General features: G+C 57.2%; 21 protein-coding genes and 4 tRNA genes. 19 read left to right on the top strand and 6 right to left on the bottom strand.

Translation table 11 applies throughout. The features are described from left to right. Positions 1–123: 123 nt before the first annotated feature. From murJ to ispH, 6 genes are all read left to right on the top strand, one after another. Positions 124–1,662, top strand: coding sequence for a murein biosynthesis integral membrane protein MurJ (gene murJ / locus KO536_RS02615; RefSeq protein ID WP_219260985.1), 1,539 nt, complete (start codon positions 124–126; stop codon positions 1,660–1,662). A gap of 118 nt (positions 1,663–1,780) precedes the next feature. Beyond that, a complete protein-coding gene (ribF, locus tag KO536_RS02610) occupies positions 1,781–2,731 on the top strand; it encodes a bifunctional riboflavin kinase/FAD synthetase (protein ID WP_219260983.1) in 951 nt (316 codons plus the stop codon). After that, complete coding sequence (gene ileS / locus KO536_RS02605) at positions 2,728–5,559, top strand: isoleucine--tRNA ligase (RefSeq protein ID WP_219260981.1); 2,832 nt, start codon at positions 2,728–2,730, stop codon at positions 5,557–5,559. Before ribF ends, ileS begins: the two co-directional genes overlap by 4 nt. Then, positions 5,552–6,070: a signal peptidase II gene (gene lspA, locus KO536_RS02600; protein ID WP_133078591.1), complete on the top strand. Its 519-nt coding sequence runs from the start codon at positions 5,552–5,554 to the stop codon at positions 6,068–6,070. Before ileS ends, lspA begins: the two co-directional genes overlap by 8 nt. Continuing rightward, on the top strand, positions 6,063–6,500 hold the full coding sequence (gene fkpB / locus KO536_RS02595; protein ID WP_133078590.1) for an FKBP-type peptidyl-prolyl cis-trans isomerase: 438 nt from the start codon (positions 6,063–6,065) through the stop codon (positions 6,498–6,500). The genes lspA and fkpB overlap by 8 nt, the downstream gene beginning before the upstream one ends. Before the next feature lie 65 nt (positions 6,501–6,565). Then, on the top strand, positions 6,566–7,513 hold the full coding sequence (ispH, locus tag KO536_RS02590) for a 4-hydroxy-3-methylbut-2-enyl diphosphate reductase (RefSeq protein WP_219260979.1): 948 nt from the start codon (positions 6,566–6,568) through the stop codon (positions 7,511–7,513). On the opposite strand, the gene KO536_RS02585 is transcribed toward ispH, so the two are convergent. Beyond that, positions 7,414–8,031 carry a GspH/FimT family protein gene (locus KO536_RS02585; protein WP_374105683.1) on the bottom strand — a complete coding sequence of 206 codons (618 nt, stop codon included), beginning with the start codon at positions 8,029–8,031 and terminating at the stop codon, positions 7,414–7,416. The genes ispH and KO536_RS02585 overlap by 100 nt on opposite strands. Positions 8,032–8,273: 242 nt before the next feature. Between KO536_RS02585 and pilV the strand changes: the two genes are divergently transcribed. Genes pilV through thiO form a run of 5 tightly spaced genes read left to right on the top strand, consistent with a single transcriptional unit; the run spans position 8,274 to position 11,302 of the window. Then, entirely contained in the window at positions 8,274–8,546 is a 273-nt protein-coding gene (gene pilV / locus KO536_RS02580) for a type IV pilus modification protein PilV (RefSeq protein ID WP_219260977.1), read from the top strand. Further along, the gene (locus KO536_RS02575) at positions 8,543–9,241 is read left to right on the top strand and encodes a PilW family protein (protein WP_219260976.1); all 699 of its coding nucleotides are present in this window, start codon (positions 8,543–8,545) and stop codon (positions 9,239–9,241) included. The genes pilV and KO536_RS02575 overlap by 4 nt, the downstream gene beginning before the upstream one ends. Then, complete coding sequence (locus tag KO536_RS02570) at positions 9,238–9,756, top strand: PilX N-terminal domain-containing pilus assembly protein (RefSeq protein ID WP_374105682.1); 519 nt, start codon at positions 9,238–9,240, stop codon at positions 9,754–9,756. The genes KO536_RS02575 and KO536_RS02570 overlap by 4 nt, the downstream gene beginning before the upstream one ends. Positions 9,757–9,766: 10 nt before the next feature. Continuing rightward, positions 9,767–10,168 (top strand): type IV pilin protein, encoded by a 402-nt coding sequence (locus KO536_RS02565; RefSeq protein ID WP_133078585.1) that lies wholly within the window; start codon positions 9,767–9,769, stop codon positions 10,166–10,168. A gap of 33 nt (positions 10,169–10,201) precedes the next feature. Beyond that, positions 10,202–11,302 carry a glycine oxidase ThiO gene (gene thiO, locus KO536_RS02560; protein WP_219260975.1) on the top strand — a complete coding sequence of 367 codons (1,101 nt, stop codon included), beginning with the start codon at positions 10,202–10,204 and terminating at the stop codon, positions 11,300–11,302. 156 nt (positions 11,303–11,458) lie between these two features. Here the strand turns inward: thiO and KO536_RS02555 are convergent, their stop codons facing one another. Further along, the gene (locus tag KO536_RS02555) at positions 11,459–11,689 is read right to left on the bottom strand and encodes a PP0621 family protein (protein WP_219260972.1); all 231 of its coding nucleotides are present in this window, start codon (positions 11,687–11,689) and stop codon (positions 11,459–11,461) included. A 118-nt stretch (positions 11,690–11,807) separates the two neighbouring features. Continuing rightward, on the bottom strand, positions 11,808–12,821 hold the full coding sequence (locus KO536_RS02550; RefSeq protein WP_133078582.1) for an outer membrane protein assembly factor BamD: 1,014 nt from the start codon (positions 12,819–12,821) through the stop codon (positions 11,808–11,810). Between the two features lie 148 nt (positions 12,822–12,969). Here KO536_RS02550 and rluD point away from each other — a divergent pair, with 148 nt between their 5' ends. From rluD to KO536_RS02515, 7 genes are all read left to right on the top strand, one after another. Further along, complete coding sequence (gene rluD, locus KO536_RS02545) at positions 12,970–13,932, top strand: 23S rRNA pseudouridine(1911/1915/1917) synthase RluD (protein WP_019823983.1); 963 nt, start codon at positions 12,970–12,972, stop codon at positions 13,930–13,932. Beyond that, positions 13,929–14,660, top strand: a complete 732-nt coding sequence (gene pgeF / locus KO536_RS02540) for a peptidoglycan editing factor PgeF (protein ID WP_219260970.1) — start codon at positions 13,929–13,931, stop codon at positions 14,658–14,660. The genes rluD and pgeF overlap by 4 nt, the downstream gene beginning before the upstream one ends. A 124-nt stretch (positions 14,661–14,784) precedes the next feature. After that, positions 14,785–17,352, top strand: coding sequence for an ATP-dependent chaperone ClpB (gene clpB / locus KO536_RS02535; RefSeq protein ID WP_133078580.1), 2,568 nt, complete (start codon positions 14,785–14,787; stop codon positions 17,350–17,352). 307 nt (positions 17,353–17,659) lie between these two features. Next, positions 17,660–17,735, top strand: a tRNA-Asn gene (locus KO536_RS02530). 9 nt (positions 17,736–17,744) lie between these two features. Further along, a tRNA-Pro gene (locus KO536_RS02525) sits at positions 17,745–17,821 on the top strand. A 5-nt stretch (positions 17,822–17,826) separates the two neighbouring features. Next, positions 17,827–17,902, top strand: a tRNA-Lys gene (locus KO536_RS02520). Positions 17,903–17,995: 93 nt separating this feature from the next. Then, positions 17,996–18,072: transfer RNA gene (locus KO536_RS02515), tRNA-Pro, on the top strand. A gap of 114 nt (positions 18,073–18,186) precedes the next feature. Here the strand turns inward: KO536_RS02515 and KO536_RS02510 are convergent. Both KO536_RS02510 and glsA read right to left on the bottom strand, forming a co-directional pair. Beyond that, complete coding sequence (locus KO536_RS02510; protein WP_219260969.1) at positions 18,187–19,767, bottom strand: amino acid permease; 1,581 nt, start codon at positions 19,765–19,767, stop codon at positions 18,187–18,189. A gap of 24 nt (positions 19,768–19,791) precedes the next feature. Further along, positions 19,792–20,736, bottom strand: a complete 945-nt coding sequence (gene glsA / locus KO536_RS02505) for a glutaminase A (protein WP_219260967.1) — start codon at positions 20,734–20,736, stop codon at positions 19,792–19,794. A gap of 171 nt (positions 20,737–20,907) precedes the next feature. On the opposite strand from glsA, the gene KO536_RS02500 reads away from it, so the two are divergent. After that, the gene (locus KO536_RS02500) at positions 20,908–22,305 is read left to right on the top strand and encodes a glutamate decarboxylase (protein ID WP_133078577.1); all 1,398 of its coding nucleotides are present in this window, start codon (positions 20,908–20,910) and stop codon (positions 22,303–22,305) included. A gap of 22 nt (positions 22,306–22,327) precedes the next feature. Here the strand turns inward: KO536_RS02500 and KO536_RS02495 are convergent, their stop codons facing one another. Then, positions 22,328–23,629, bottom strand: a complete 1,302-nt coding sequence (locus KO536_RS02495; RefSeq protein WP_133078576.1) for an NAD(P)/FAD-dependent oxidoreductase — start codon at positions 23,627–23,629, stop codon at positions 22,328–22,330. Positions 23,630–23,644 lie beyond the last annotated feature (15 nt).

Below are 23,644 nucleotides of genomic sequence, written 5' to 3'. Positions count from 1 at the left end.
TATTTATTTCCGGCGCTTGACCTGTAAACTCGCGAGCTTGGCTCTGTGCTGTTGCGGCGCGCAGTATCGCATAAGTGGGCGCTTTGTTCGCCTGCTCTTTCTCTATAGGCAAAAACTCTTTCAATGAACCTGCTCAAGTCGTTGGCTGCCGTCAGCTCAATCACCATGATTTCCAGGGTTCTGGGCTTCATTCGCGACACGATCATTGCGCGTGCCTTTGGTGCCGGGATGGCCACGGATGCGTTCTTTATTGCCTTCAAACTGCCTAATTTGCTGCGCAGGATTTTCGCTGAGGGTGCTTTTTCCCAGGCTTTTGTGCCGATTCTGGCGGAATACAAGAGCCAGAAAGGCGAGGAGGCGGCCCGTACATTTGTCGCGTATGTCGCCGGGCTTTTAACCCTGGCACTGGCCATTGTTACCGTACTGGGCATGGTCGCTGCTCCCTGGGTCATCTGGGCAACCGCCCCGGGCTTTGCCACGACCCCGGAAAAATTCGAGCTGACCAGTGACATGCTGCGGGTCACGTTCCCTTATATATTGCTGATCTCGCTGTCATCGCTGGCGGGGGCGATCCTCAATACCTGGAACCGATTTGCAGTGCCGGCCTTCGTGCCGACCCTGCTCAACGTCAGCATGATCATTTTTGCGCTGTTCCTGACGCCGTATTTCGATCCGCCGATTATGGCGCTGGGTTGGGCGGTGCTGGTCGGCGGCCTGGCCCAGCTGCTGTTCCAGCTGCCCCATCTGAAGAAAATCGGCATGCTGGTGCTGCCGCGCCTCAACCTGCGTGACACCGGCGTCTGGCGGGTGATGAAGCACATGGTGCCGGCCATTATCGGTGTCTCGGTCAGCCAGATTTCGCTGATCATCAATACGATATTCGCGTCTTTCCTTGTTGCGGGCTCCGTGTCCTGGATGTACTACGCAGACCGCCTGATGGAGTTGCCGTCAGGAGTGCTGGGCGTGGCGCTCGGGACGATCCTGTTGCCGACCCTGTCCAAAACCTACGCCAATAAAGATCGCCAGGAATATTCGCGGATTCTCGACTGGGGATTGCGCCTGTGCTTTGTATTGGTGCTGCCGTGCTCGTTGGCGCTGGCCATTTTGTCCGAGCCGCTCACCGTTTCGCTGTTCCAGTACGGTCAGTTCACCGCCTTTGATGCGGCCATGACCCAGCGTGCATTGATCGCGTATTCGCTTGGGTTGCTCGGGATTATCATGATCAAGGTCCTGGCACCGGGTTTTTATGCGCAACAAAACATTCGAACGCCGGTGAAAATTGCGATTTTTACCCTGGTGGTGACGCAGTTGCTCAACCTGGTATTTATTGGGCCTTTGCAGCACGCCGGTTTGGCGTTGGCCATTAGCGTGGGTGCCTGTATCAATGCCGGTTTGCTGTTCTGGCAGTTGCGTCGCCAAAAGTTGTTTGTCGCGCAACCGGGCTGGACCAAATACCTGTTCAAGCTGGTGTTGGCGGTGCTGGTGATGTCCGGGGTATTACTGGGCTTGATGCATCTGATGCCAGCCTGGGATCACGGCAATATGCTGGAACGGTTTATCCGTCTGGGCGGGTTGGTCATCGCGGGCGTGCTGGCTTATTTCGGCATGCTGCTGCTGTTGGGCCTGCGTTTGAAAGATTTCGCACGCAAGTCTCTTATGTAAGGTAATTGCAGGTCAGACGTCGATTTTGTCGAATTGACCTGATTTGCCGTGCGCTGTTGCCTGTCGTACCGGGCTGGGTGTGGTTATAATCGACCACTTTATGAGCAAGAAGCGCGTTATGCAGCTGGTTCTAGGCCTTCACAATCTGCGGCCCCAGCATCGGGGCTGCGTCGCCACTATTGGCAACTTTGACGGTGTACACCGTGGTCACCAGGCTATCCTGGGTCGGCTGCGTGAGCGTGCGCTGGAGTTGGGCGTGCCCAGCTGCGTGGTGATTTTTGAACCGCAGCCGCGCGAGTTCTTCAATCCAGATACGGCTCCGGCACGTCTGGCCCGGTTGCGCGACAAGCTGCAACTGCTGGCCGACGCCGGGGTTGACCGGGTGCTGTGCCTGGCGTTTAACCAGCGTCTGTGCAAGCTCAGTGCTGCCGAGTTCGTCGATACCATTCTGGTCGATGGCCTGGGTGTGCAGCACCTGGAGGTCGGTGACGACTTCCGTTTTGGCTGCGACCGGGTTGGCGACTTCGACTTTTTGCAGCAGGCCGGCCAGATGCAGGGCTTTACCGTCGAGGCGGCGCAAACGGTCGAGCTCGATGGTGTGCGAATCAGCAGCACCAAGGTACGTGATGCCTTGGCTGATGCAGACTTCTCCCTCGCAGAGCGTTTGCTGGGGCGCCCTTTTCAAATTACTGGCAGGGTATTGCACGGGCAAAAACTGGCGCGCCAATTGGGTACGCCGACCGCCAATATTCAGCTCAAACGTCGCCGTGTTCCGTTGACCGGGGTTTACCTGGCCAGCGTCGACATCGATGGCAAGACCTGGCCCGGCGTCGCCAACATTGGCGTCAGGCCAACCGTAGCAGGGGATGGCAGCGCCCATCTTGAAGTACATCTATTGGATTATGCCGGTGACTTGTATGGCCGGCGCCTGACCGTGGCATTCCACCACAAGCTGCGTGATGAGCAGCGTTTCGCCTCCCTGGAGGCGCTCAAGACGGCAATCAATGCGGACGTCGCCGCCGCCCGAGCCTATTGGCTGGGTCAACCGCTTAAAAAGAGCCTGAAATGACCGACTACAAAGCCACGCTAAACCTCCCGGACACCGCCTTCCCAATGAAGGCCGGCCTGCCACAGCGCGAACCGCAAATTTTGCAGCGCTGGGACAGCATTGGCCTGTACGGGAAGTTGCGCGAGATTGGCAAGGATCGTCCGAAGTTCGTACTTCACGACGGTCCTCCATACGCCAACGGCACGATTCACATCGGTCATGCGCTGAACAAGATCCTGAAAGACATGATCATCCGCTCCAAGACCCTGTCGGGTTTTGACGCGCCGTACGTGCCGGGCTGGGACTGTCACGGTTTGCCGATTGAGCACAAGGTTGAAGTGACCCACGGTAAAAACCTGCCTGCGGATAAAACCCGCGAGCTGTGCCGTGCCTACGCGACCGAGCAGATCGAGGGTCAGAAAGCCGAGTTCATCCGCTTGGGTGTTCTGGGTGACTTCGCCAACCCTTACAAAACCATGGACTTCAAAAACGAAGCCGGTGAAATCCGTGCCCTGGCCGAAATCGTCAAGGGCGGATTCGTGTTCAAAGGCCTCAAGCCTGTGAACTGGTGTTTTGATTGCGGTTCGGCCCTGGCTGAAGCGGAAGTCGAGTACCAGGACAAAAAGTCCGCGGCCATCGACGTTGCCTTCCCGGTTGCCGATGAAGCCAAGCTGGCCGAGGCCTTTGGCCTGGCAGCCCTGAGCAAGCCGACAGCGATCGTGATCTGGACCACCACCCCGTGGACCATTCCGGCCAACCAGGCGCTCAACGTACACCCGGAATTCACCTACGCGCTGGTCGACGTGGGCGACAAGCTGCTGGTACTGGCTGAAGAGCTGGTCGAGTCCTGCCTGGCGCGCTACAACCTGCAAGGTTCGGTCATCGCGACCACAACCGGTGCAGCGCTGGAGCTGATCAACTTCCGTCACCCGTTCTATGATCGCCTGTCGCCAGTTTACCTGGCCGAGTACGTTGAGCTGGGCGCTGGCACGGGCGTGGTTCACTCCGCCCCGGCTTACGGCGTAGACGACTTCGTGACCTGCAAAGCCTATGGCATGGTCAACGATGACATCATCAACCCAGTTCAAAGCAACGGCGTGTATGTGCCATCGCTGGAGTTCTTCGGTGGCCAGTTCATCTGGAAGGCCAACCAGAACATCATCGACAAGCTGATCGAAGCCGGTGCGCTGATGTTCACCGAAACCATCAGCCACAGCTACATGCACTGCTGGCGCCACAAGACTCCGCTGATCTACCGCGCGACTGCGCAGTGGTTTATCGGTATGGACAAGCAGCCGACGACCGGCGACACCTTGCGTACCCGTGCGATCAAGGCCATCGAAGACACCCAGTTCGTTCCGGCATGGGGTCAGGCTCGTCTGCACTCGATGATTGCCAATCGTCCTGACTGGTGCATCTCGCGTCAGCGCAACTGGGGCGTGCCGATCCCGTTCTTCCTGAACAAGGAAAGCGGTGAGCTGCACCCACGTACCGTCGAAATGATGGAAGAAGTGGCCAAGCGCGTTGAGCTCGAAGGCATCGAAGCCTGGTTCAAGATGGACGCTGCCGAGTTGCTGGGCGACGAAGCGCCGTTGTACGACAAAATCACCGATACGCTGGACGTGTGGTTCGACTCGGGCACTACGCATTGGCACGTTCTGCGCGGTTCGCACCCGATGGGTCACGAGACCGGCCCGCGTGCCGACTTGTACCTCGAAGGTTCCGACCAGCACCGTGGCTGGTTCCACTCCTCGTTGCTGACCGGTTGCGCCATCGACAACCACGCGCCGTACCGTGAACTGCTGACCCACGGCTTCACCGTGGACGAGGCTGGTCGCAAGATGTCCAAGTCCTTGGGCAACGTGATTGCACCGCAAAAGGTCAACGACACCCTGGGCGCCGACATCATGCGCCTGTGGGTTGCCTCGACAGATTACTCGGGTGAAATCGCGGTTTCCGACCAGATCCTGCAGCGCAGTGCTGACGCCTACCGCCGTATCCGCAACACCGCACGCTTCCTGCTGTCGAACCTGACCGGCTTCAATCCGGCTACCGACATCCTGCCTGCCGAAGAAATGCTGGCACTGGACCGTTGGGCCGTGGACCGCGCGTTGCTGCTGCAGCGTGAGCTTGAGCTGCATTACGGCGAGTACCGCTTCTGGAACGTCTACTCCAAAGTGCACAACTTCTGTGTGCAGGAGCTGGGCGGTTTCTACCTCGACATCATCAAGGACCGCCAGTACACCACGGGTGCCGACAGCAAGGCCCGTCGTTCGTGCCAGACCGCGCTGTTCCACATCTCCGAAGCGCTGGTGCGCTGGATCGCGCCGATCCTGTCGTTCACCGCAGACGAGCTGTGGCAATACCTGCCGGGCGAGCGTAACGAGTCCGTCATGCTCAACACCTGGTACGAAGGCCTGACTGAATTGCCGGAAGGCGCCGAGCTGGGTCGCGCCTACTGGGAACGGATCATGGCGGTCAAGGTTGCGGTCAACAAGGAAATGGAAAACCTGCGTGCAGCCAAGGCCATTGGCGGCAACTTGCAGGCTGAAGTGACCTTGTTTGCCGAAGATGAGCTGGCAGCTGACTTGTCCAGACTGAGCAACGAACTGCGCTTTGTACTGATCACTTCCACCGCCAGCGTTGCACCTTTTGTGCAAGCTCCAGCGGATGCCGTGGTGACCGAAGTCGCCGGTCTCAAACTCAAAGTGGTCAAGTCCGCCCACGCCAAGTGCGCCCGTTGCTGGCACTGCCGTGAAGACGTCGGCGTGAACCCGGAGCATCCGGAAATCTGCGGTCGTTGCGTCGACAACATCAGCGGCGCCGGCGAGGTACGTCACTATGCCTAACACCAGCACTACCGGGCGCTTCGGGCGCCTGGGCTGGCTCTGGTTGACCTTGTTGGTCCTGGTCATTGACCTGACCACCAAGGTCTACTTCGACAACTCGCTGCAGATGTATCAGCAGATTGTAGTGATCCCTGATCTCTTTAGCTGGACCCTGGCCTACAACACCGGCGCGGCTTTCAGCTTTCTGGCTGACAGTGCCGGCTGGCAGCGTTGGCTGTTTGCGCTGATTGCAGTCGTGGTCAGTGGCGTGCTGGTTGTCTGGCTCAAGCGTCTGGGGCGCAATGACACCTGGTTGGCCATTGCCCTTGCCCTGATTCTGGGTGGCGCATTGGGTAACCTCTATGACCGGATTGTTTATGGTCATGTGGTCGATTTCATTCTGGTGCATTGGCAAAATCGCTGGTACTTCCCTGCGTTCAACTTCGCCGACAGTGCGATTTGCGTAGGTGCCGTGATGCTGGCGCTGGATATGTTCAAAAGTAAAAAGTCCGGAGAACCCGCTCATGACTGAACAGCGTATTGGTCAGAACACGCAGGTCACTCTGCATTTCGCATTGCGCCTGGAAACAGGCGACACCGTTGACAGCACCTTCGACAAAGCCCCGGCTACTTTCAAGGTGGGAGATGGCAGCCTGCTGCCTGGTTTTGAGGCCGCGTTGTTCGGTTTCAAGGCGGGTGACAAGCGCACGCTGGAAATCCTTCCGGAAAACGCTTTCGGCCAGCCCAACCCGCAAAATGTGCAGGTTATTCCACGTTCGCAGTTCAAGGACATGGAGCTGTCGGAAGGCTTGCTGGTGATTTTCAACGACGCGGCCAACACCGAGCTTCCGGGTGTGGTCAAAACCTTTGATGACGAGCAAGTCACCATCGATTTCAATCACCCGCTGGCAGGCAAGACCCTGACCTTCGACGTGGAAATCAAAGACGTTAAAGCGCTGTAATTCAGTGCCCGGCTGCGGCCGGGCCTGATTGGCATTATTTTTCTGCGCGTCTCACGAGGCCTAGCATGCATATCAAACTCGCCAACCCCCGTGGCTTCTGCGCTGGGGTGGACCGTGCGATTGAAATCGTCAATCGCGCACTGGAAGTATTCGGTCCGCCTATCTATGTTCGCCACGAAGTGGTGCACAACAAATTTGTCGTCGAAGACCTGCGCTCCCGTGGCGCGATTTTCGTCGAAGAGCTGGACCAGGTGCCGGATAACGTCATCGTGATCTTCAGTGCCCACGGGGTTTCCCAGGCCGTGCGTGCTGAGGCTGCGGGCCGTGGTCTGAAAGTATTTGATGCAACTTGCCCGCTGGTCACCAAGGTGCATATCGAGGTCGCGCGCTATAGCCGTGACGGTCGCGAATGCATCCTGATCGGCCACGCGGGTCACCCGGAAGTCGAAGGCACCATGGGTCAGTACGATGCCATTAATGGCGGCGCGATCTATCTGGTCGAAGACGAAAAAGACGTCGCCAATCTGCAGGTCAGGAACCCGGAAAAGTTGGCGTTTGTGACCCAGACCACCTTGTCGATGGACGACACCAGTCGTGTGATCGATGCCCTTCGTGCGCGCTTCCCGGCCATTGGCGGGCCGCGCAAGGATGATATCTGCTACGCCACGCAAAACCGTCAGGATGCGGTCAAGCAACTGGCCGAAGAGTGTGATGTCGTATTGGTAGTGGGCAGCCCGAACAGCTCCAACTCCAACCGCTTGCGCGAACTGGCTGAACGCATGCAGACCCCGGCCTACCTGATCGACGGTGCCGAAGATCTGCAAAAAAGCTGGTTCGACGGCGTGCAAAGCATTGGTATTACCGCTGGTGCTTCTGCACCTGAAGTGCTGGTGCGTGGCGTGATCCAGCAGCTTCACGCCTGGGGCGCTACCGGTGCCGATGAGTTGGCTGGCCGCGAAGAGAATGTCACGTTCTCCATGCCCAAAGAGCTGCGGGTTCGCGCCATTACTTGATCCATCGCGCATAACGCCTGTGCAGCCTGATCGCTGCGCAGGCTGATGCGCCCGCTTTTTGCCAGCACCACCTGATAGTGGCTCTGCGCAGTCCTTGCCTGACAAACATGCAGCGTTCCTGCCTGAAAAGCACCTTTGCTCAGCAGTGGCTCCCCCAGCGGACTAAATCGCACATAGTGTTTGACCGGCGTATTGCCCGCAATCGGTATGCGTCCACTGCCTTGTGTCTCGACCAGGACCGGGTTGCTCCTGTCGAGATGTCCCTGGCCACTCACGTCCAGAATGGTCCTCCAGCCTTGGCTCCAGTCCTCATTCACTGCATGAACCACCACATATTGATGGCGTAGCAATGCTTCAGTGCGAGCGTTGCGCAGGCTGCTGGCTAGCTGTTCGGCAGTGACCTGGCGACGCTGGCCCTCTGTGAGCGCGCTATAGGCCGGGCTGGCAAATCGGGCGGTGATCGCCACGATCATCAGCGACAGCAGTAACGAGGTCAGGCTCATACCGCGTTGATACACAGTGGCCTCCTTGGGTGGTTGTGGTGTGCTTTCTCGGTATAGCTGATCCGGTATCTGCTGATGCCCGGCAATGGTTTCATCATGTTTGTGTTTCTTGTATGAGTTATGGCTTACGAAGTCAGGCGAAAAAATCTGTCTGCCTTTCCAGATTGCGTCTTACCTGTAAGGCCCGAGAGTGAGGCTAGGCTTTTGTCTGGGCGACACAGGGCGTGTCGTCGACCCCAACGACACGGAAGACACAGATGCCTCGGTTACATAAGAAACGCCAAGCCGGAATGACTTTGATCGAAGTGCTGATCGCATTGCTGATTCTGTTTATCAGCCTGCTAGGCAGCGCCGGTATGCAGCTCAATGCCCTGAAGCACACTGCCAGTGCGTTAGTGAGTACCCAGGACAGTTTTATTGCTTACAGCAGGCTGGACCAGATCCGCGCTGAATCAGGCGCTGATTACCCGATTTCGCGGCTGAATCAAATCAACCTGATTGTTGGCGATACGATCGCCGCAGCATCGTGAGCAGTACACGCTCGGGTTTTGGCCTGATCGAACTGATGGTGGCGCTGGCGCTGGGCTTGCTGGTGGTGTTGGGGCTGACGCAGGTGTTCTTGGGTGCTCGTGAAACTTACCTGACTCAGCGCTCATCGGCGCAGATGCAAGAAGATGCCCGTTATGTACTGAGCAAGCTGGCCCAGGAAATCCGTATGGCAGGCATGTTCGGTTGCCTTTCGACTGATCGCATTGTTGATGCTCCCTCGCAGTTTCAAACGCCTGTCACCTGGCAGGATGCGTCGCTTTCCATGATCAGCGCAGACATAGGGCTGCAGGCGGCCCGGCCGGACTGGACGGTGGTGTCTGACTGCACAACCTCTGCCAAAGCCTACCCCGGTGCGCGATTATCTTTAGCTCCTGGCGAAACTGGATTCCCTGTACGTGAGTTGTTTTACCGCTTTGAAAATGGGCAGTTGAAGGTTGGCCCCAATAAAGCAGTGCTGCTCGACAATGTTGCTGCGTTTAACGTGAGTTTTGGCGTGGCCGGTTCGACGGGCACGCAGTCGGTGCTGCGCTATGAAGATCGTCCGAGTAAAACTTCCAGCATCCGCAGTGTGCGTATCGGGCTGACATTGCGTGACCCAGGGGGACGAGTCAGGGATCAGGCCTATCAGCTGGTTGTCGCTTTGCGCAATCGGCTGGCTTGGGGCGGTTTCCCTTGAGCGCCCAGCGCGGCATGGCGCTTTTGGCCAGTCTGGTATTCATGTTGTTGCTTGGCGTAATCGGTATGGCCTCTATGGCCAGTGCGGCACGGCAGGAAAAAATGGCTGCAGGCGTCCAGCACCTCAATCACTCATTCCAGGCAGCGGAGGCGGCACTACGTAGCGGTGAATCCTGGCTTGAAAGTGAATGGAGTGCAGTGTCGGGATGTGCTTCGCCAGTAACGTGCAGCCCGCCAATCGAGGCGCGGACTCAGGCTTTGCCTGCCACCGATCCGATGTCAGGGGTGCGCTGGGTCAGCGTTGCTGACGGGTTGTATGGCGTTCAGAGCCTCGGGCAGAGCGTTGCACCAGCCCACCTTCCAGCCGCTACCGTCACTCATTTGTACCGAGTGACCGGAATTGGTTTGCGCGGACAGTCGCGCACTGTACTGGAAAGTATTTATGCGCGTTATCAAGGTGCAGAAGAGGCGGCGCCCCATCGTTTTCGCAGGGTCGTGTGGCGACAGCTGCAATAGGGAATTCGCAATGCATGGACATGGAGCAGGTTTTACCCTGATCGAATTGATGATCGTAGTAGTGATCATCGGTATCCTTGGAGGGTTCGCTTATCCGTTGTACAGCGACTATGTGAAGCGAGCGTATCGCTCCCAAATCATCGTCCTGCTGTCGGAGCAGGCCCAGCGTCTTGAACGTATTTATACAAAAAACGCGGTATACAGCGGCGGGCATGAACTCAGCTCAGGTAATCAGTACTACGACATTACGTCCGAACTCACAGATCACTCTTTCTTGCTGACGGCGACACCAAAAAAAGGCTCGGCAATGGCAGGCGATCAATGTGGGCACTTTACGCTGGCCCACACCGGTCTTGCAGGGATTGCCCAGGCAGCCCCTGAGGTGACTGCGCAGCAGTGTTGGGGGCGTTAACGATTAATTATGAATGACGGGCTGGATCTATAAATGGCTAGGCAGCAACGGGTGGTGATTGTCGGGGGCGGAGTGATCGGCCTGCTGACTGCGTTTAATCTGGCCGCCGATGTAGAGCAGGTCATTGTGCTGGAGCGTGGCGGTGTAGGGCAGGAATCATCATGGGCGGGCGGGGGTATTGTTTCGCCGCTTTATCCGTGGCGCTACAACTGTGCCGTTACGGCGCTGGCTCACTGGTCACAAGATTTTTACCCGCAACTGGCCAAGCGTCTGTTTGCCTCGACGGGCATCGATCCCGAAGTGCACACCACCGGCCTGTATTGGCTGGATCTTGAGGATCAAGCCCAGGCGCTGGAATGGGCCCGGCGTGAGGGGCGGCCACTTTCAGCTGTGGATATGTCGGCGGTTGACGACGCTGTACCGGTGCTTGGTGGCGGTTTTTCTCGCGCAATTTACATGTCAGATGTGGCCAATGTGCGTAACCCGCGGCTGGTGAAGTCGCTCAAGGCGGCCCTGCAGGCAATGCCCAATGTCACGATCCACGAGCAATGCGAAGTGCTGGGGTTTATCCGCGAAGGCGATAAAGTTGCGGGTGTGAACACGGCTCAGGGTGAAATTCGCGGTGATCAGCTGGTGTTGTCGGCGGGTGCATGGAGCGGTGAATTGTTGAGCGGGCTGGGGCTTGAACTGCCTGTAGAGCCGGTCAAGGGCCAGATGATCCTGTACAAGTGCGCGCCCGACTTTTTGTCGTGCATGGTGTTGGCAAAAGGGCGCTATGCCATTCCGCGTCGCGACGGCCATATATTGATCGGTAGTACGCTGGAGCATGAGGGGTTTGATAAAACTCCTACGCAGACTGCTCTTGATAGCTTGAAAGCCTCGGCGGTCGAGCTTATTCCTGCACTGGCTGATGCCGAAGTAGTAGGGCATTGGGCGGGCTTGCGCCCGGGTTCGCCGGAAGGCATTCCCTATATTGGGCGTGTTTCGGGTTTTGACGGGTTGTGGCTCAACTGCGGGCATTATCGCAACGGGTTGGTTCTGGCTCCGGCTTCCTGCCAGTTATTTGCAGATTTGTTGCTGGGGCGTGAGCCGATCATCGATCCGGCACCCTATGCGCCAGAGGGGCGGATTTAAACATCCCTGCCTGCAATCATATTTGTGGGAGCGGGCTTGCTCGCGATGGCGTCAGCGCGATACACATGACAATCCGGGCAATCAGTATCGCAGGCAAGCCAGTTCCCACAAGAGCCAGCTAGTTGCTGGCACAGGTGCAGGGCGGCTTCTTGAAAATCAATCGCGTGTTTTTGGCCCTTGCTCCAGATGGTTCTGGGTGCAATACCATTCCTGCTGCTGGCTCAGTGCGCGATCCCGTGGCAGATGCACGCCACAGTGGGCGCATCGCACCATAGGCAGGACGCCTGGATCGACCGGCTTTTTAGTCTCGGCCAGATTGGCTTTGTATTTGCGCCAGAGCCACACACCAGCAGCAATCAGAGCAGCCCAGATCAGTAAACGAAGCATGGTTATTCGCTATTCGAGAAAAGAGGCCTCAGTTTAGCCAAGGACTTGGCAGGCGCACAGCGCCAAATCGAACATAAAAAAAGAGCCCCGAAGGGCTCTTTTTTTTGGCACCGAACAATCAGTCGAACAGGCCAAGGGTCATGTAGCTGAACCACGAGCGGCTTTTACCTTCCGCTTCAGGCTCTGGTATTACCTCACCATCGGCATCTTTAGGCTTCAGTTCGGCCGGAATTGCATCCTTGGCGTCCTGATATTGCTTCTGGATGTCCATGTTTGCACGGGTTTCACCCGGTGGCAGCGGTGTGCTGGACTCGATCAGGCCCAGGGTTGCCTTGCTCAGCCAGGAGCGGCTGTCCGACTCGGAAGTCTGCGGCACAAACTGACCGTCAACCAGGCTTGGGTGATCAGGGTAGTTGGCTTTGAGCACTTCAAGGCTGGTGCTGGCCAGTTGGTCAAGGTGCATGCGCTGGTAGGACTCGACCATCACCGCCAGGCCGTCACCGACCGAAGGGGTTTCCTGGAAGTTTTCGACCACGTAGCGACCACGGTTGGCTGAAGCTACATAAGCCTGACGAGTCAGGTAGTAATCAGCTACGTGGATTTCATACGCTGCCAGAAGGTTGCGCAGGTAAATCATGCGCTGCTTGGCATCAGGTGCGTAACGGCTGTTCGGGAAGCGGCTGGTGAGCTGTGCGAACTCATTGTAGGAGTCGCGCGCAGCGCCAGGATCGCGTTTGGTCATGTCCAGCGGCAGGAAGCGCGCCAGCAGGCCCACATCCTGGTCAAACGAGGTCAGGCCTTTAAGGTAATAGGCATAATCAACGTTGGGGTGCTGTGGATGCAGGCGGATAAAGCGTTCGGCAGCAGACTTGGCAGCTTCGGGCTCAGAGTTCTTGTAGTAGGCATAAATCAGTTCAAGCTGGGCCTGATCGGCGTAGCGCCCGAACGGGTAGCGTGACTCCAGGGCCTTGAGTTTGGCGGTAGCACTGGTATAGCTGTGGTTGTCCAGGTCGGCCTGTGCCTGCTGGTACAGCTCGACTTCGCTGAGGTTTTCGTCAACTACTTCTTTAGTCGACGAGCAAGCGGCAGTCAGTGCGAGGATGGCGATCAGCAGCAGGTGTCTCACTTGCATGGCGGCTTGCGTCCCTATGACGGCCGCTGTCTTGGGCGGGTCCGTCCTGTTATGATGAGCGCCCCGTGAAAAGCCTCGGGGCAAAAGACGCCGTATTTAACCACAAGCGCGCAGCCGAAACCAAAGGCTTGGCGCGGTCCTGATGAGCATGTCCGAGAAAATTCAACTTCGCGAAGAGGTGCCGTCCGAACTGGGTGGCCAACGCCTCGATCAAGTCGCCGCACAATTATTCGCTGAGCACTCGCGCTCGCGCCTTTCCGCCTGGATCAAAGACGGCCGCCTTACTGTGGACGGAGCCGTCATACGCCCCCGTGACATTGTTCACGGCGGTTGCATCCTGGAGCTGACTGCAGAGCAGGAAGCACAGGGTGAGTGGATCGCTGAAGACATCCCCCTGGATATCGTCTACGAAGACGATGACATCCTGGTCATCAACAAGCCTGCGGGCCTGGTGGTGCACCCGGCTGCAGGGCATGCCAGTGGTACTTTGCTCAATGCCTTGCTGCATCACGTACCGGACATTATCAATGTGCCGCGTGCGGGGATCGTGCATCGCCTGGACAAGGACACCACGGGTCTGATGGTGGTCGCCAAGACCATTCAGGCGCAGACGCAGCTGGTTACTCAGTTGCAGAGCCGCAGTGTCAGCCGGATCTATGAGTGCATTGTTATTGGTGTCGTTACTGCCGGGGGCAAGATCGATGCACCCATCGGCCGTCACGGCCAGCAGCGCCAGCGCATGGCGGTAATGGAAGGTGGCAAGCAGGCGGTCAGTCATTACCGTGTGCTTGAGCGTTTCCGTTCCCACACCCATGTACGGGTCAAGCTGGAAACCGGGCGTACGCACCAGATTCGGGTGCATATGTCCCACATCAACTTCCCGTTGGTCGGAGATCCTGCCTACGGCGGTCGTTTCCGCATTCCGCCGTCGGCCAGTGTGACGATGGTTGAATCGCTCAAAACCTTCCCGCGTCAGGCGCTCCATGCCCGTTTCCTGGAGCTGGATCATCCGACGACCGGTAAGCGCATGAGTTGGGAATCGCCACTGCCGGACGACTTTGTCTGGTTGTTGACGTTGCTCAAGCAAGACCGTGAGGCATTCGTCGGGTGAACACCTTCCTGATTCCTGACTGGCCAGCGCCGGCGGGCATCAGGGCCTGTGTGACTACCCGCGCGGGCGGCGCCAGTCTGGCGCCGTTCGACAGCTTCAACCTGGGCGATCATGTGGGCGACGACCCTGTCGCCGTTGCGCATAACCGCCAGCGCCTTACCCATATTTTTGACGTACAGCCCGCTTGGCTTAGCCAGGTTCACGGGGTTGTGGTCGCACCTGCAAACCCCGATCTGATTGTCGAGGCCGACGCGAGCTGGACGGCAACGCCCGGTATTGCCTGTACGGCGATGACGGCGGACTGCCTGCCTGCGCTGTTTTGCGATCGTGCCGGTACTCGCGTTGCGGCCGCCCATGCCGGTTGGCGCGGATTGGCGGCAGGCGTGCTTGAAGCAGCGGCACAAAGCCTCAATGTTGAGCCGCAGGAGATTCTTGTGTGGCTCGGGCCGGCCATTGGCCCCAAAGCATTTGAGGTGGGAGCAGAGGTGCGGGAAGTCTTTGTGAAAGACATGCCCCATGCCGATGCCGCCTTTGTGCCCAGCGTCAATGACGGTCGCTACATGGCCGACATCTACGAGCTGGCCCGTTTGCGTTTGGCTCGCTTCGGCATCTCTGCTGTATACGGTGGCGGTTTTTGTACCGTGACTGACCCGCGCTTTTTCTCCTATCGGCGCAGTCCCAAAACTGGCCGCTTCGCCTCACTGGTCTGGATCGAAAAGACCGTCTAGCTGACTTGCGTCATTTCTCTACGGCTTGAAACTTCCGTAATCGCCCGCATCTACTATGGTATCTGGCAGGTTTCTTCATTCAGGAGTTTCCATCCCTCCGGCCTGCTCATAAGGAAGGTGACGAATGCGTATAGATAGATTAACTAGCAAGTTGCAGTTGGCCTTGTCCGATGCTCAATCCTTGGCCGTTGGCCTTGATCATCCGGCCATAGAGCCTGCGCACTTGATGCAGGCATTGCTGGAACAGCAGGGCGGCTCGATCAAGCCATTGCTGATGCAAGTCGGTTTTGATGTAAACAGCCTGCGCAAAGAACTGACTAAAGAGCTCGATCAGCTGCCAAAAATCCAGAACCCTACTGGCGACGTGAATATGTCGCAGGATCTGGCGCGTCTGTTGAATCAGGCTGACCGTCTGGCGCAACAAAAAGGCGATCAGTACATCACCAGTGAAATGGTGTTGCTGGCTGCGATGGACGACAACAGCAAGCTGGGCAAATTGTTGCTGGGGCAGGGCGTGACCAAAAAGGCCCTGGAAAACGCCATCAACAACCTGCGTGGCGGCGAAGCGGTCAATGACCCGAACGTTGAAGAGTCGCGTCAGGCACTGGACAAGTACACCGTCGACCTGACCAAGCGTGCCGAAGACGGCAAGCTCGACCCGGTCATCGGTCGTGACGATGAAATTCGTCGCACCATTCAGGTCCTGCAGCGCCGTACCAAAAATAACCCGGTACTGATCGGTGAGCCTGGTGTAGGTAAAACCGCGATTGCCGAGGGGCTGGCACAACGCATCATTAACGGCGAAGTGCCTGATGGCCTCAAAGGCAAACGCCTGCTGTCCCTGGATATCGGTGCGCTGATTGCCGGTGCCAAGTTCCGCGGTGAGTTCGAAGAGCGCCTCAAAGCGGTGCTGAACGAGCTGTCCAAACAGGAAGGCCAGGTTATTCTGTTTATTGACGAGCTGCACGTGATGGTCGGTGCCGGCAAGGGCGAGGGTGCAATGGACGCGGGCAACATGCTCAAGCCTGCGTTGGCCCGTGGTGAGTTGCACTGTGTAGGTGCCACCACGCTCAACGAGTACCGTCAATACATCGAGAAGGACGCAGCGCTTGAGCGTCGCTTCCAGAAAGTACTGGTGGACGAACCGAGCGAAGAAGACACCATTGCGATCCTGCGTGGCCTGAAAGAGCGTTATGAGGTTCACCACAAAGTGGCGATTACCGACGGCGCAATCATTGCCGCGGTCAAGCTCAGCCATCGCTACATCACGGATCGTCAGTTGCCTGACAAGGCCATTGACCTGATGGATGAGGCGGCCAGCCGTATCCGCATGGAGATCGACTCCAAGCCTGAGGTACTGGACCGTCTGGAGCGTCGCTTGATTCAGCTCAAGGTTGAAGCTCAGGCGCTGAAGAAAGAAGAAGACGAGGCGGCCAAAAAACGCCTCGAGAAATTGCAGGAAGAAATCGAGCGTCACGAGCGCGAGTATTCGGACCTGGAAGAAATCTGGACCTCGGAAAAAGCCGAAGTGCAGGGCTCTGCCCAGATCCAGCAGAAGATCGAGCAAGCGCGCCAGGAGCTTGAAGTGGCACGGCGCAGCGGCAACCTCAACCGCATGGCTGAGTTGCAGTACGGGATCATTCCCGATCTGGAGCGCAGTCTGCAGATGGTCGACGAGCACAGCAGCAAAACTGAAAACCAGTTGCTGCGCAGCAAAGTGACCGAAGAGGAAATCGCTGAAGTGGTCTCGAAGTGGACGGGTATCCCTGTCTCCAAGATGCTCGAAGGCGAACGCGACAAGCTGATGAAGATGGAAAGCTTGCTGCATGAACGTGTGATTGGTCAGGACGAAGCCGTTGTAGCGGTGTCCAACGCGGTACGCCGTTCCCGTGCAGGCTTGAGTGACCCGAACCGCCCAAGCGGCTCGTTCATGTTCCTTGGCCCGACCGGTGTGGGTAAAACCGAGTTGTGCAAGGCGCTGGCCGAGTTCCTCTTTGATACAGAAGAGGCAATGGTGCGGATCGACATGTCGGAGTTCATGGAGAAACATTCCGTGGCTCGACTGATTGGTGCACCACCAGGCTATGTAGGTTACGAAGAAGGCGGTTACTTGACCGAAGCCGTACGGCGCAAGCCTTACTCGGTGATCCTGCTGGACGAAGTCGAGAAGGCTCATCCGGACGTGTTCAACGTGTTGCTGCAAGTGCTTGAAGACGGTCGTCTGACTGACAGTCATGGTCGCACCGTAGACTTCCGCAATACGGTGATCGTGATGACTTCCAACCTGGGCTCTGCACAGATCCAGGAACTGGTAGGCGATCGCGAAGCACAACGTGCTGCGGTGATGGATGCGGTAAGTACCCACTTCCGTCCTGAGTTTGTAAACCGGATCGACGAAGTGGTGATCTTCGAGCCTCTGGCTCGTGATCAGATTGCCGGCATCGCTGATATCCAGTTGGGTCGTCTGCGTGGTCGTCTGGCCGAGCGCGACCTGAGCCTTGAGTTGAATCAGGAGGCTCTGGATAAACTGATTGCGGTAGGTTACGACCCTGTGTATGGCGCACGCCCTCTGAAACGTGCAATCCAGCGCTGGATCGAGAACCCTCTGGCACAGCTGATTCTTTCGGGTCAGTTCTTGCCGGGCACTACTGTGACAGCCAGCGTGAAGGACGACGAAATCGTCTTTGTATAAGGCTTGAAAGCAGTACTTTAAGGGAGGCCTCGCATTGCGAGGCCTTTTTTTACTTAGGGTGTTGATCTGTAAGGAAAACGCTTGTAAGATGCGCCCCGCAGTAAGTCACCCGCAACGGCAACTTGGCCCAAACCAGGAAGCCCGCTAGAAGAGCTAAGTAATTGTCTTCTAACGAAAAATAAGGGTTGACAAGGGTTTTAAAGCTTGTAGAATAGCCGACCTCAGAGACGCCAACGCAGAGATGCGAAGAACTCGAAGAGTGTTGCAAAGCAGTAAGGCAACAACGTTGTAGATTGAAATATGTAGTTCCGCGATAGCTCAGTTGGTAGAGCAAATGACTGTTAATCATTGGGTCCCTGGTTCGAGTCCAGGTCGTGGAGCCATTTTCAAGCCGGGGTATAGCGCAGTCCGGTAGCGCGCCTGCTTTGGGAGCAGGATGTCAGGAGTTCGAATCCCCTTACCCCGACCATTTTTGGGTCGTTAGCTCAGTTGGTAGAGCAGTTGGCTTTTAACCAATTGGTCGTAGGTTCGAATCCCACACGACCCACCATTTTTGGCTCCAGTTCACTGGGGCTAGATCTTAAGATCAGAGGCCAAAAGCACTGATCGCAGAAGGCGCCTCTAGAAGGTGCCTTTTTTTTACCGGGGTATAGCGCAGTCCGGTAGCGCGCCTGCTTTGGGAGCAGGATGTCAGGAGTTCGAATCCCCTTACCCCGACCATTTTCTGCCCAGCAGTAATGGGTGTAGAAAATAAGGTACTGATGCCAATCGCATCAGCGACCATAAAAAAAGCGTCCTTCGGGACGCTTTTTTTATGCCTGTAGAAAACCTTCCTCAGGTTGCAGGTGCTGCGGATGCAGGAGGCGTGCTTGCACTTGCACTTGCGCTTGCGGTAGCAGCCTTGTTGTCCGCGTCCTGAAGATCCTGCAAGGCTGCAGAATATTGATCAGATTCGGCCTTGGGCACCATCTGCCATGACGGTTTGCGCAACGCATAGAAGATAAACGGCGGCACCCCGGCCACGACCAGTCCGAGCAACAGAATCCCCGCATACTCGAAAAACGGCATGCTGCTGAAATTATTGGGCGGAATAAAGCCGAAAATTAGCGCCACGCAGGTCGAGAACAGCCCCAGGAAACACCAGCCATGCAGCCCCTTGAGCACATAGCCACGTTTTACGTTGGGCTGTGTCTTGCGCAGTTTCATGGCCGCCATAAACATAAATACGTAAATGATCAGGTACATCAGCGCGGCCATCGCACTGATCATCCAGAACGCATCCGATACGTTGTCGAGAAAGATATAGATAGTCGAGAGCAGCGTGACGATAACGGCCTGCAGGTACAGGATGTTTTTCTGCACGCCCTTGCTGTTCACTTTCTGCATCACGGGTGGAAGCATCCCGGCCTTGCCCACGAACAGCAGGCCGGTGGACGGTCCGGCAGTCCAGGCCAGGACCCCGCCCAGTGCTCCGATAATCAGCAAGATAGCCATGATCGGTGTTGCCCACGGCATGTTGAAGCCCGCAAAGAAGGCGGCATAAGCCTGGATAACACCTGCCGTGAGGCTGGTCGAGTCAGCAGGAACCACCAGTGAAATTGCCACGGTCGGTGGGATAAACACCAGCAAGATCATAAAGAAGGCCAAAAGAATCGCCCGAGGCATTTCTTTTTGCGGGTTACGCAACTCGCGGGCGTGAATGGCGTTCATTTCGATACCCGCAAACGCCAGGAAGTTACTCACAATCAGAACCAGGCCAGTGATGGCGCCGGTAAATTCTCGCCATAAATCCGGGTGCAGATTGTGTGAGCCGGTTCTGACCGTGGAATGTGTATCGAAAATGGCCGGAATCAACGCATCCCAGGTGAGCGGCGTTGCGGATTTATGCCCCAGTACCAGCCAGGCTACGCCGAGCAGAACCAGCAATGCGGCAGGCAATGCGGTGCCCAGCAGCATGAACCATGACGTCAGTTTCGACAGTGTCGTCAGGCCATTGAGGGCGACAAATGTCGATAACCAATACAGGACAATAATGACGGAGGCCGTGAATACCCCGCTTTTGGCCAGTTCCGGGTTGATCAGATACGCCATGGTACTGGCGCCAAATCCGAGCACAATCGGGTACCAGACAACCACTTGGACCCACATGAACCACATGATGAAAAAGCCTGGCCGATCGCCGTAGGCTTGTCTGACCCAGCCATAAATCCCGCCGTTCCAGCCGGTTCCCAGTTCAGAAGCAACCAGCGATACGGGGATGAAAAACAGCAGTGCCGGAATGATGTAGAGAAAAACCGAGCCCAGGCCATACACGGCCATGCTGGGCAGTGAACGAATACTGGCAACCGCGGCAACCATCATGAAGCAGATGGTGAGCCATGACATGTAAGTTTTGGTTTTGCTGGCGGTAGTCATGAACGCCTTCCTCATTTTGCGTGATTAGTGCAGCAAGCTCAGGTTGAGCGTGCGGCTGAGGTATTCGGCGGCCAGCTGGCCGCGAACGCTATTGCCTGCCACATCCAGTGGCGGAGCAAAGGCTGCGATGGCGCATACGCCAGGAACCACCGCGAGAATCCCGCCACCGACCCCGCTTTTACCCGGTAGACCGACCTTGTAATACCAGTCGCCAGTGGTGTCATACAGACCATTCAAGGTCATCTCGGAGAGGATGGGTGCCACGTGTTTGGCTGCCACTACCTGTTTGCCCGTTATGGGGTTGACGCCGCCGTTGGCCAGGCTCGCGCCCATGGTCACCAGGTCATGACAGGTAATCGCTACCGAGCATTGGCGGGTGTATACGTCGCACACTTGCATGGGGTCGGCGTACATATACCCGTAACTTTGCAGCAGCCAGGCAATGCCGCGATTGTGCTGGTTGCTGCTGGCTTCGGATTGGTAAACCTCGTCGTTTACCGTCAGTTCGCGTCCGGCAAAAGCGTTGTAGGTCGCCTGTATCTGAGTCCAGCGAGTTTGCGCAGAATCGGCCTCAATCAGGCTGACTGTGGCCATCGCGCCTGCGTTCACAAAGGGGTTGAGCGGTCGGCCCTTGTGCAGTTCCAGGGCAACCACCGAGTTGAATGGCTCGCCGGTCGGGTCGCAGCCGATCTTGCTGCGCAAGGCCTGAGGCCCGACCTGATCGAGCACATGGGCGAGGGTAAATACTTTGGAAATCGACTCGATGGCGAAGGCGTAATCCGTGTCGCCTACCTCGGCATGGGTGCCATCACAGAACATGATGCTGATGCCGAACAGGTGGGAGGGCACTGAGGCCAAGTAAGGAATGTAGCTGGCATTCTTGCCGTGTTGATTACCTGAGTACCGTTGCAATGCCTGCTCCAGCGCCTGTTTTACCGTGCTGTCTGCGGTCGTGGGTCTTTGCTTCATCGTGCTCGCTCCGTGAGAACTTTCAAGAAACGAAACTATAGATCGGAAAATTCACGGTGGTCGGAAATCGGACAGCAGACTCAAAATGCTTGTCTATGCTGCCTTGGCGAAGGCTGAGTCAGAGTGAATATGACTGGCCCGGTTAACGTTCATTACTCAAGGAGAGTTCTCATGGCGCTGCACCGCATCAAGCACAACTCGGGCACCGATCCCGTTTTTGGTTCTTCAGAACTGGCTCACGCCGCTGCGACCAAGGGCTTCCCGGAGGCGGAGCAGTCGCCACGAGAGGTTTATCAGTTAGTCCACGATGAGCTGTACCTGGATGGCAACGCCCGCCAGAACCTCGCCACCTTCTGCCAGACATGGGAAGAGGATGAAGTCCACAAGCTGATGGATCTGTCGATCGACAAGAACATGATCGACAAGGACGAGTACCCGCAATCGGCGGAGCTGGAAAATCGTTGCATCCATATGCTGGCGGATCTATGGCATTCCCCGGCGGCGGCCACCACCCTCGGTACTTCCACCGTGGGTTCCAGTGAGGCCTGCATGCTCAGTGGCCTGGCTGCGTTGTGGCGCTGGCGTGCGGTGCGCAAAGCGGCTGGCAAGCCTGCGTCCACTCCGAATATGGTGTGCGGTCCGGTGCAAGTCTGTTGGCACAAATTTGCCCGTTACTGGGACATAGAAATTCGTGAAGTGCCGATGTCGGAAGGGCATTGGTTCATGACGCCAGAGGACATGCTGGAGCGGGTCGATGAAAACACCATCGTGGTGGTGCCGACCTTCGGGCAGACATTTACCGGTCTGTATGAAACCGTAAAACCGCTGTCCGATGCCCTGGACGATCTGGAAAAAAGCACCGGCCTGAGTGTCGATCTTCACGTCGATGGTGCAAGTGGCGCCATGCTGGCGCCGTTCTGCGCGCCGGATATTCTGTGGGACTTCCGTGTGCCCCGGGTCAAATCCATCAGCACCTCCGGCCACAAGTTCGGCCTGGCACCGATAGGCGCGGGCTGGGTAGTTTGGCGCGATGCCAAGGAGTTGCCTGAAGGCCTGATCTTCCACGTGAACTACCTGGGCGGCGACATGCCGACTTTCGCCCTGAACTTTTCGCGTCCAGCCGGGCAGATCATTGCCCAGTACTACAACTTCTTGCGCCTGGGGCGTGAGGGGTATGAGCGTATTCATTCGGCGTGCTACGAAACGGCGCAGTTTCTGGCGCGAGAGCTGGTCAAGATCGGGCCGTTCGAGATGCTTTTCAACGGTGATCCGCAACTGGGGATTCCGGCGCTGACCTGGCGTTTAAAGCCGGGGGCGAAAACCACCTACTCCCTGTATGACCTGGCGGATCGCCTGCGCATACGTGGCTGGCTGGTGCCCGCGTACAGCTTGCCTGCCAATGTAGAAAACGTGGTTGTGCAGCGGATTCTGGTGAAGCAGGGGATGTCGATCGACATGGCCAAGCTGTTGCTGGCCGACTTTGTACGGGATATTAAATTCTTCGAAGAGCATCAGCCCCACGGCTTTAAAGGCCGTGAAGCCGAGGCAGGAAACCACGCAGGGCGCTGATTACGCGGCTCTGTAGTCGTACTTAGTGCAGTTTCAGGCGCGGCTCGGTGCCGCGTCCGATCCTGCTGCCCAGCATCAGCATCAAGGTCCGGAAGGTGCCGTAAAGCGCCATTTGGTGCATGCGATACAGCGAGATATAAAACATCCGCGCCAACCAGCCTTCCAGCATGACAGTACCCATCAGGCTGCCCATCAAGTTACCCACAGCCGAAAAACTCGACAGTGAAATCAACGAGCCATAATCGCGGTACTTGTAGTCCGGCAGTTGCGAGGTGCCTTCAATCCGCAGTTTCAGCGACTTGGCCAGCAGCGAGGCTTGCTGGTGGGCCGCCTGGGCGCGAGGCGGAACCATTTTGTCGGTGCCCGGCTGCGGGCAGGCCGCGCAATCACCAAAGGCAAAAATATTGTCATCGCGGGTGGTTTGCAGGGTAGGGCGCACCACCAATTGATTGATGCGGTTGGTTTCCAGGCCTGCGATTTCCTGCAAAAAGCCCGGTGCACGAATCCCGGCAGCCCATACCTTGAGGCTTGCAGGAATCACCTGGCCGTCCTTGGTAATCAGGCTTTCGGCGGTGACTTCGCTCACCGCAGAGTTGGTCAGGACGGTCACGCCGAGTTTTTCCAGGGTTTTATGCACAGGCCCGCCAATACGATCCGGCAGTGCGGGCAATACCCGTGGGCCGGCTTCGATCAGGGTGATATGCATGTTTTCAGGCTTGATGCGATCCAGGCCATAAGCCGCCAGTTCGTGTGCGGCGTTGTGCAATTCGGCAGCCAGTTCAACCCCGGTTGCGCCCGCCCCGACAATGGCGACGCTGATCTGCTCGAGTACATCACCTTGCCCGGCGTGAGCGCGCAGGTAGTGATTGAGCAATTGCTGATGAAAGCGCTCGGCCTGCTTGCGGGTGTCCAGGAACAGGCAATGTTCGGCTGCGCCCTTGGTGCCGAAATCATTGGTAGTGCTGCCAACGGCAATCACCAGCGTGTCGTAACTCAGGTCGCGAGCAGGCACCAGCTCCTGACCGTTTTCGTCGAGGGTTGCCGACAATGAGATCTTTTTCAACTCACGATCCAGCCCGCTCATACGGCCCAGCTGAAATTGGAAGTGATTCCATTTGGCTTGAGCGACGTAGTTGAGTTCGTCTTCAGATGAGTTCAGTGAACCGGCAGCGACTTCATGCAACAGCGGTTTCCAGATGTGGGTCAGGTTGGCATCGACCAGCGTGACGCTGGCCTTGCCGCGCTTGCCCAGAGTCTTGCCCAGGCGGGTCGCCAACTCCAGGCCGCCGGCGCCGCCGCCGACGATAACAATACGATGGGTCATGGGTATCACTCACAA

The organism is Pseudomonas sp. NKUCC02_KPG, assembly GCF_019345465.1.
Taxonomy (GTDB): domain Bacteria; phylum Pseudomonadota; class Gammaproteobacteria; order Pseudomonadales; family Pseudomonadaceae; genus Aquipseudomonas.
This window is presented reverse-complemented; position numbering and strand designations above follow the sequence as displayed.

Bases quoted from the DNA above. Each gene is read 5' to 3' on its own strand.
- KO536_RS02555 (WP_219260972.1), bottom strand. From the start codon at position 11,689: ATGCTTCGTTTACTGATCTGGGCTGCTCTGATTGCTGCTGGTGTGTGG.
- KO536_RS02550 (WP_133078582.1), bottom strand. From the start codon at position 12,821: ATGCAAGTGAGACACCTGCTGCTGATCGCCATCCTCGCACTGACTGCC.
- rluD (WP_019823983.1), top strand. From the start codon at position 12,970: ATGTCCGAGAAAATTCAACTTCGCGAAGAGGTGCCGTCCGAACTGGGT.
- KO536_RS02495 (WP_133078576.1), bottom strand. From the start codon at position 23,629: ATGACCCATCGTATTGTTATCGTCGGCGGCGGCGCCGGCGGCCTGGAG.
- ribF (WP_219260983.1), top strand. From the start codon at position 1,781: ATGCAGCTGGTTCTAGGCCTTCACAATCTGCGGCCCCAGCATCGGGGC.
- murJ (WP_219260985.1), top strand. From the start codon at position 124: ATGAACCTGCTCAAGTCGTTGGCTGCCGTCAGCTCAATCACCATGATT.
- thiO (WP_219260975.1), top strand. From the start codon at position 10,202: ATGGCTAGGCAGCAACGGGTGGTGATTGTCGGGGGCGGAGTGATCGGC.
- lspA (WP_133078591.1), top strand. From the start codon at position 5,552: ATGCCTAACACCAGCACTACCGGGCGCTTCGGGCGCCTGGGCTGGCTC.
- fkpB (WP_133078590.1), top strand. From the start codon at position 6,063: ATGACTGAACAGCGTATTGGTCAGAACACGCAGGTCACTCTGCATTTC.
- clpB (WP_133078580.1), top strand. From the start codon at position 14,785: ATGCGTATAGATAGATTAACTAGCAAGTTGCAGTTGGCCTTGTCCGAT.
- pilV (WP_219260977.1), top strand. From the start codon at position 8,274: ATGCCTCGGTTACATAAGAAACGCCAAGCCGGAATGACTTTGATCGAA.
- KO536_RS02565 (WP_133078585.1), top strand. From the start codon at position 9,767: ATGCATGGACATGGAGCAGGTTTTACCCTGATCGAATTGATGATCGTA.
- KO536_RS02510 (WP_219260969.1), bottom strand. From the start codon at position 19,767: ATGACTACCGCCAGCAAAACCAAAACTTACATGTCATGGCTCACCATC.
- ileS (WP_219260981.1), top strand. From the start codon at position 2,728: ATGACCGACTACAAAGCCACGCTAAACCTCCCGGACACCGCCTTCCCA.
- KO536_RS02500 (WP_133078577.1), top strand. From the start codon at position 20,908: ATGGCGCTGCACCGCATCAAGCACAACTCGGGCACCGATCCCGTTTTT.
- glsA (WP_219260967.1), bottom strand. From the start codon at position 20,736: ATGAAGCAAAGACCCACGACCGCAGACAGCACGGTAAAACAGGCGCTG.
- ispH (WP_219260979.1), top strand. From the start codon at position 6,566: ATGCATATCAAACTCGCCAACCCCCGTGGCTTCTGCGCTGGGGTGGAC.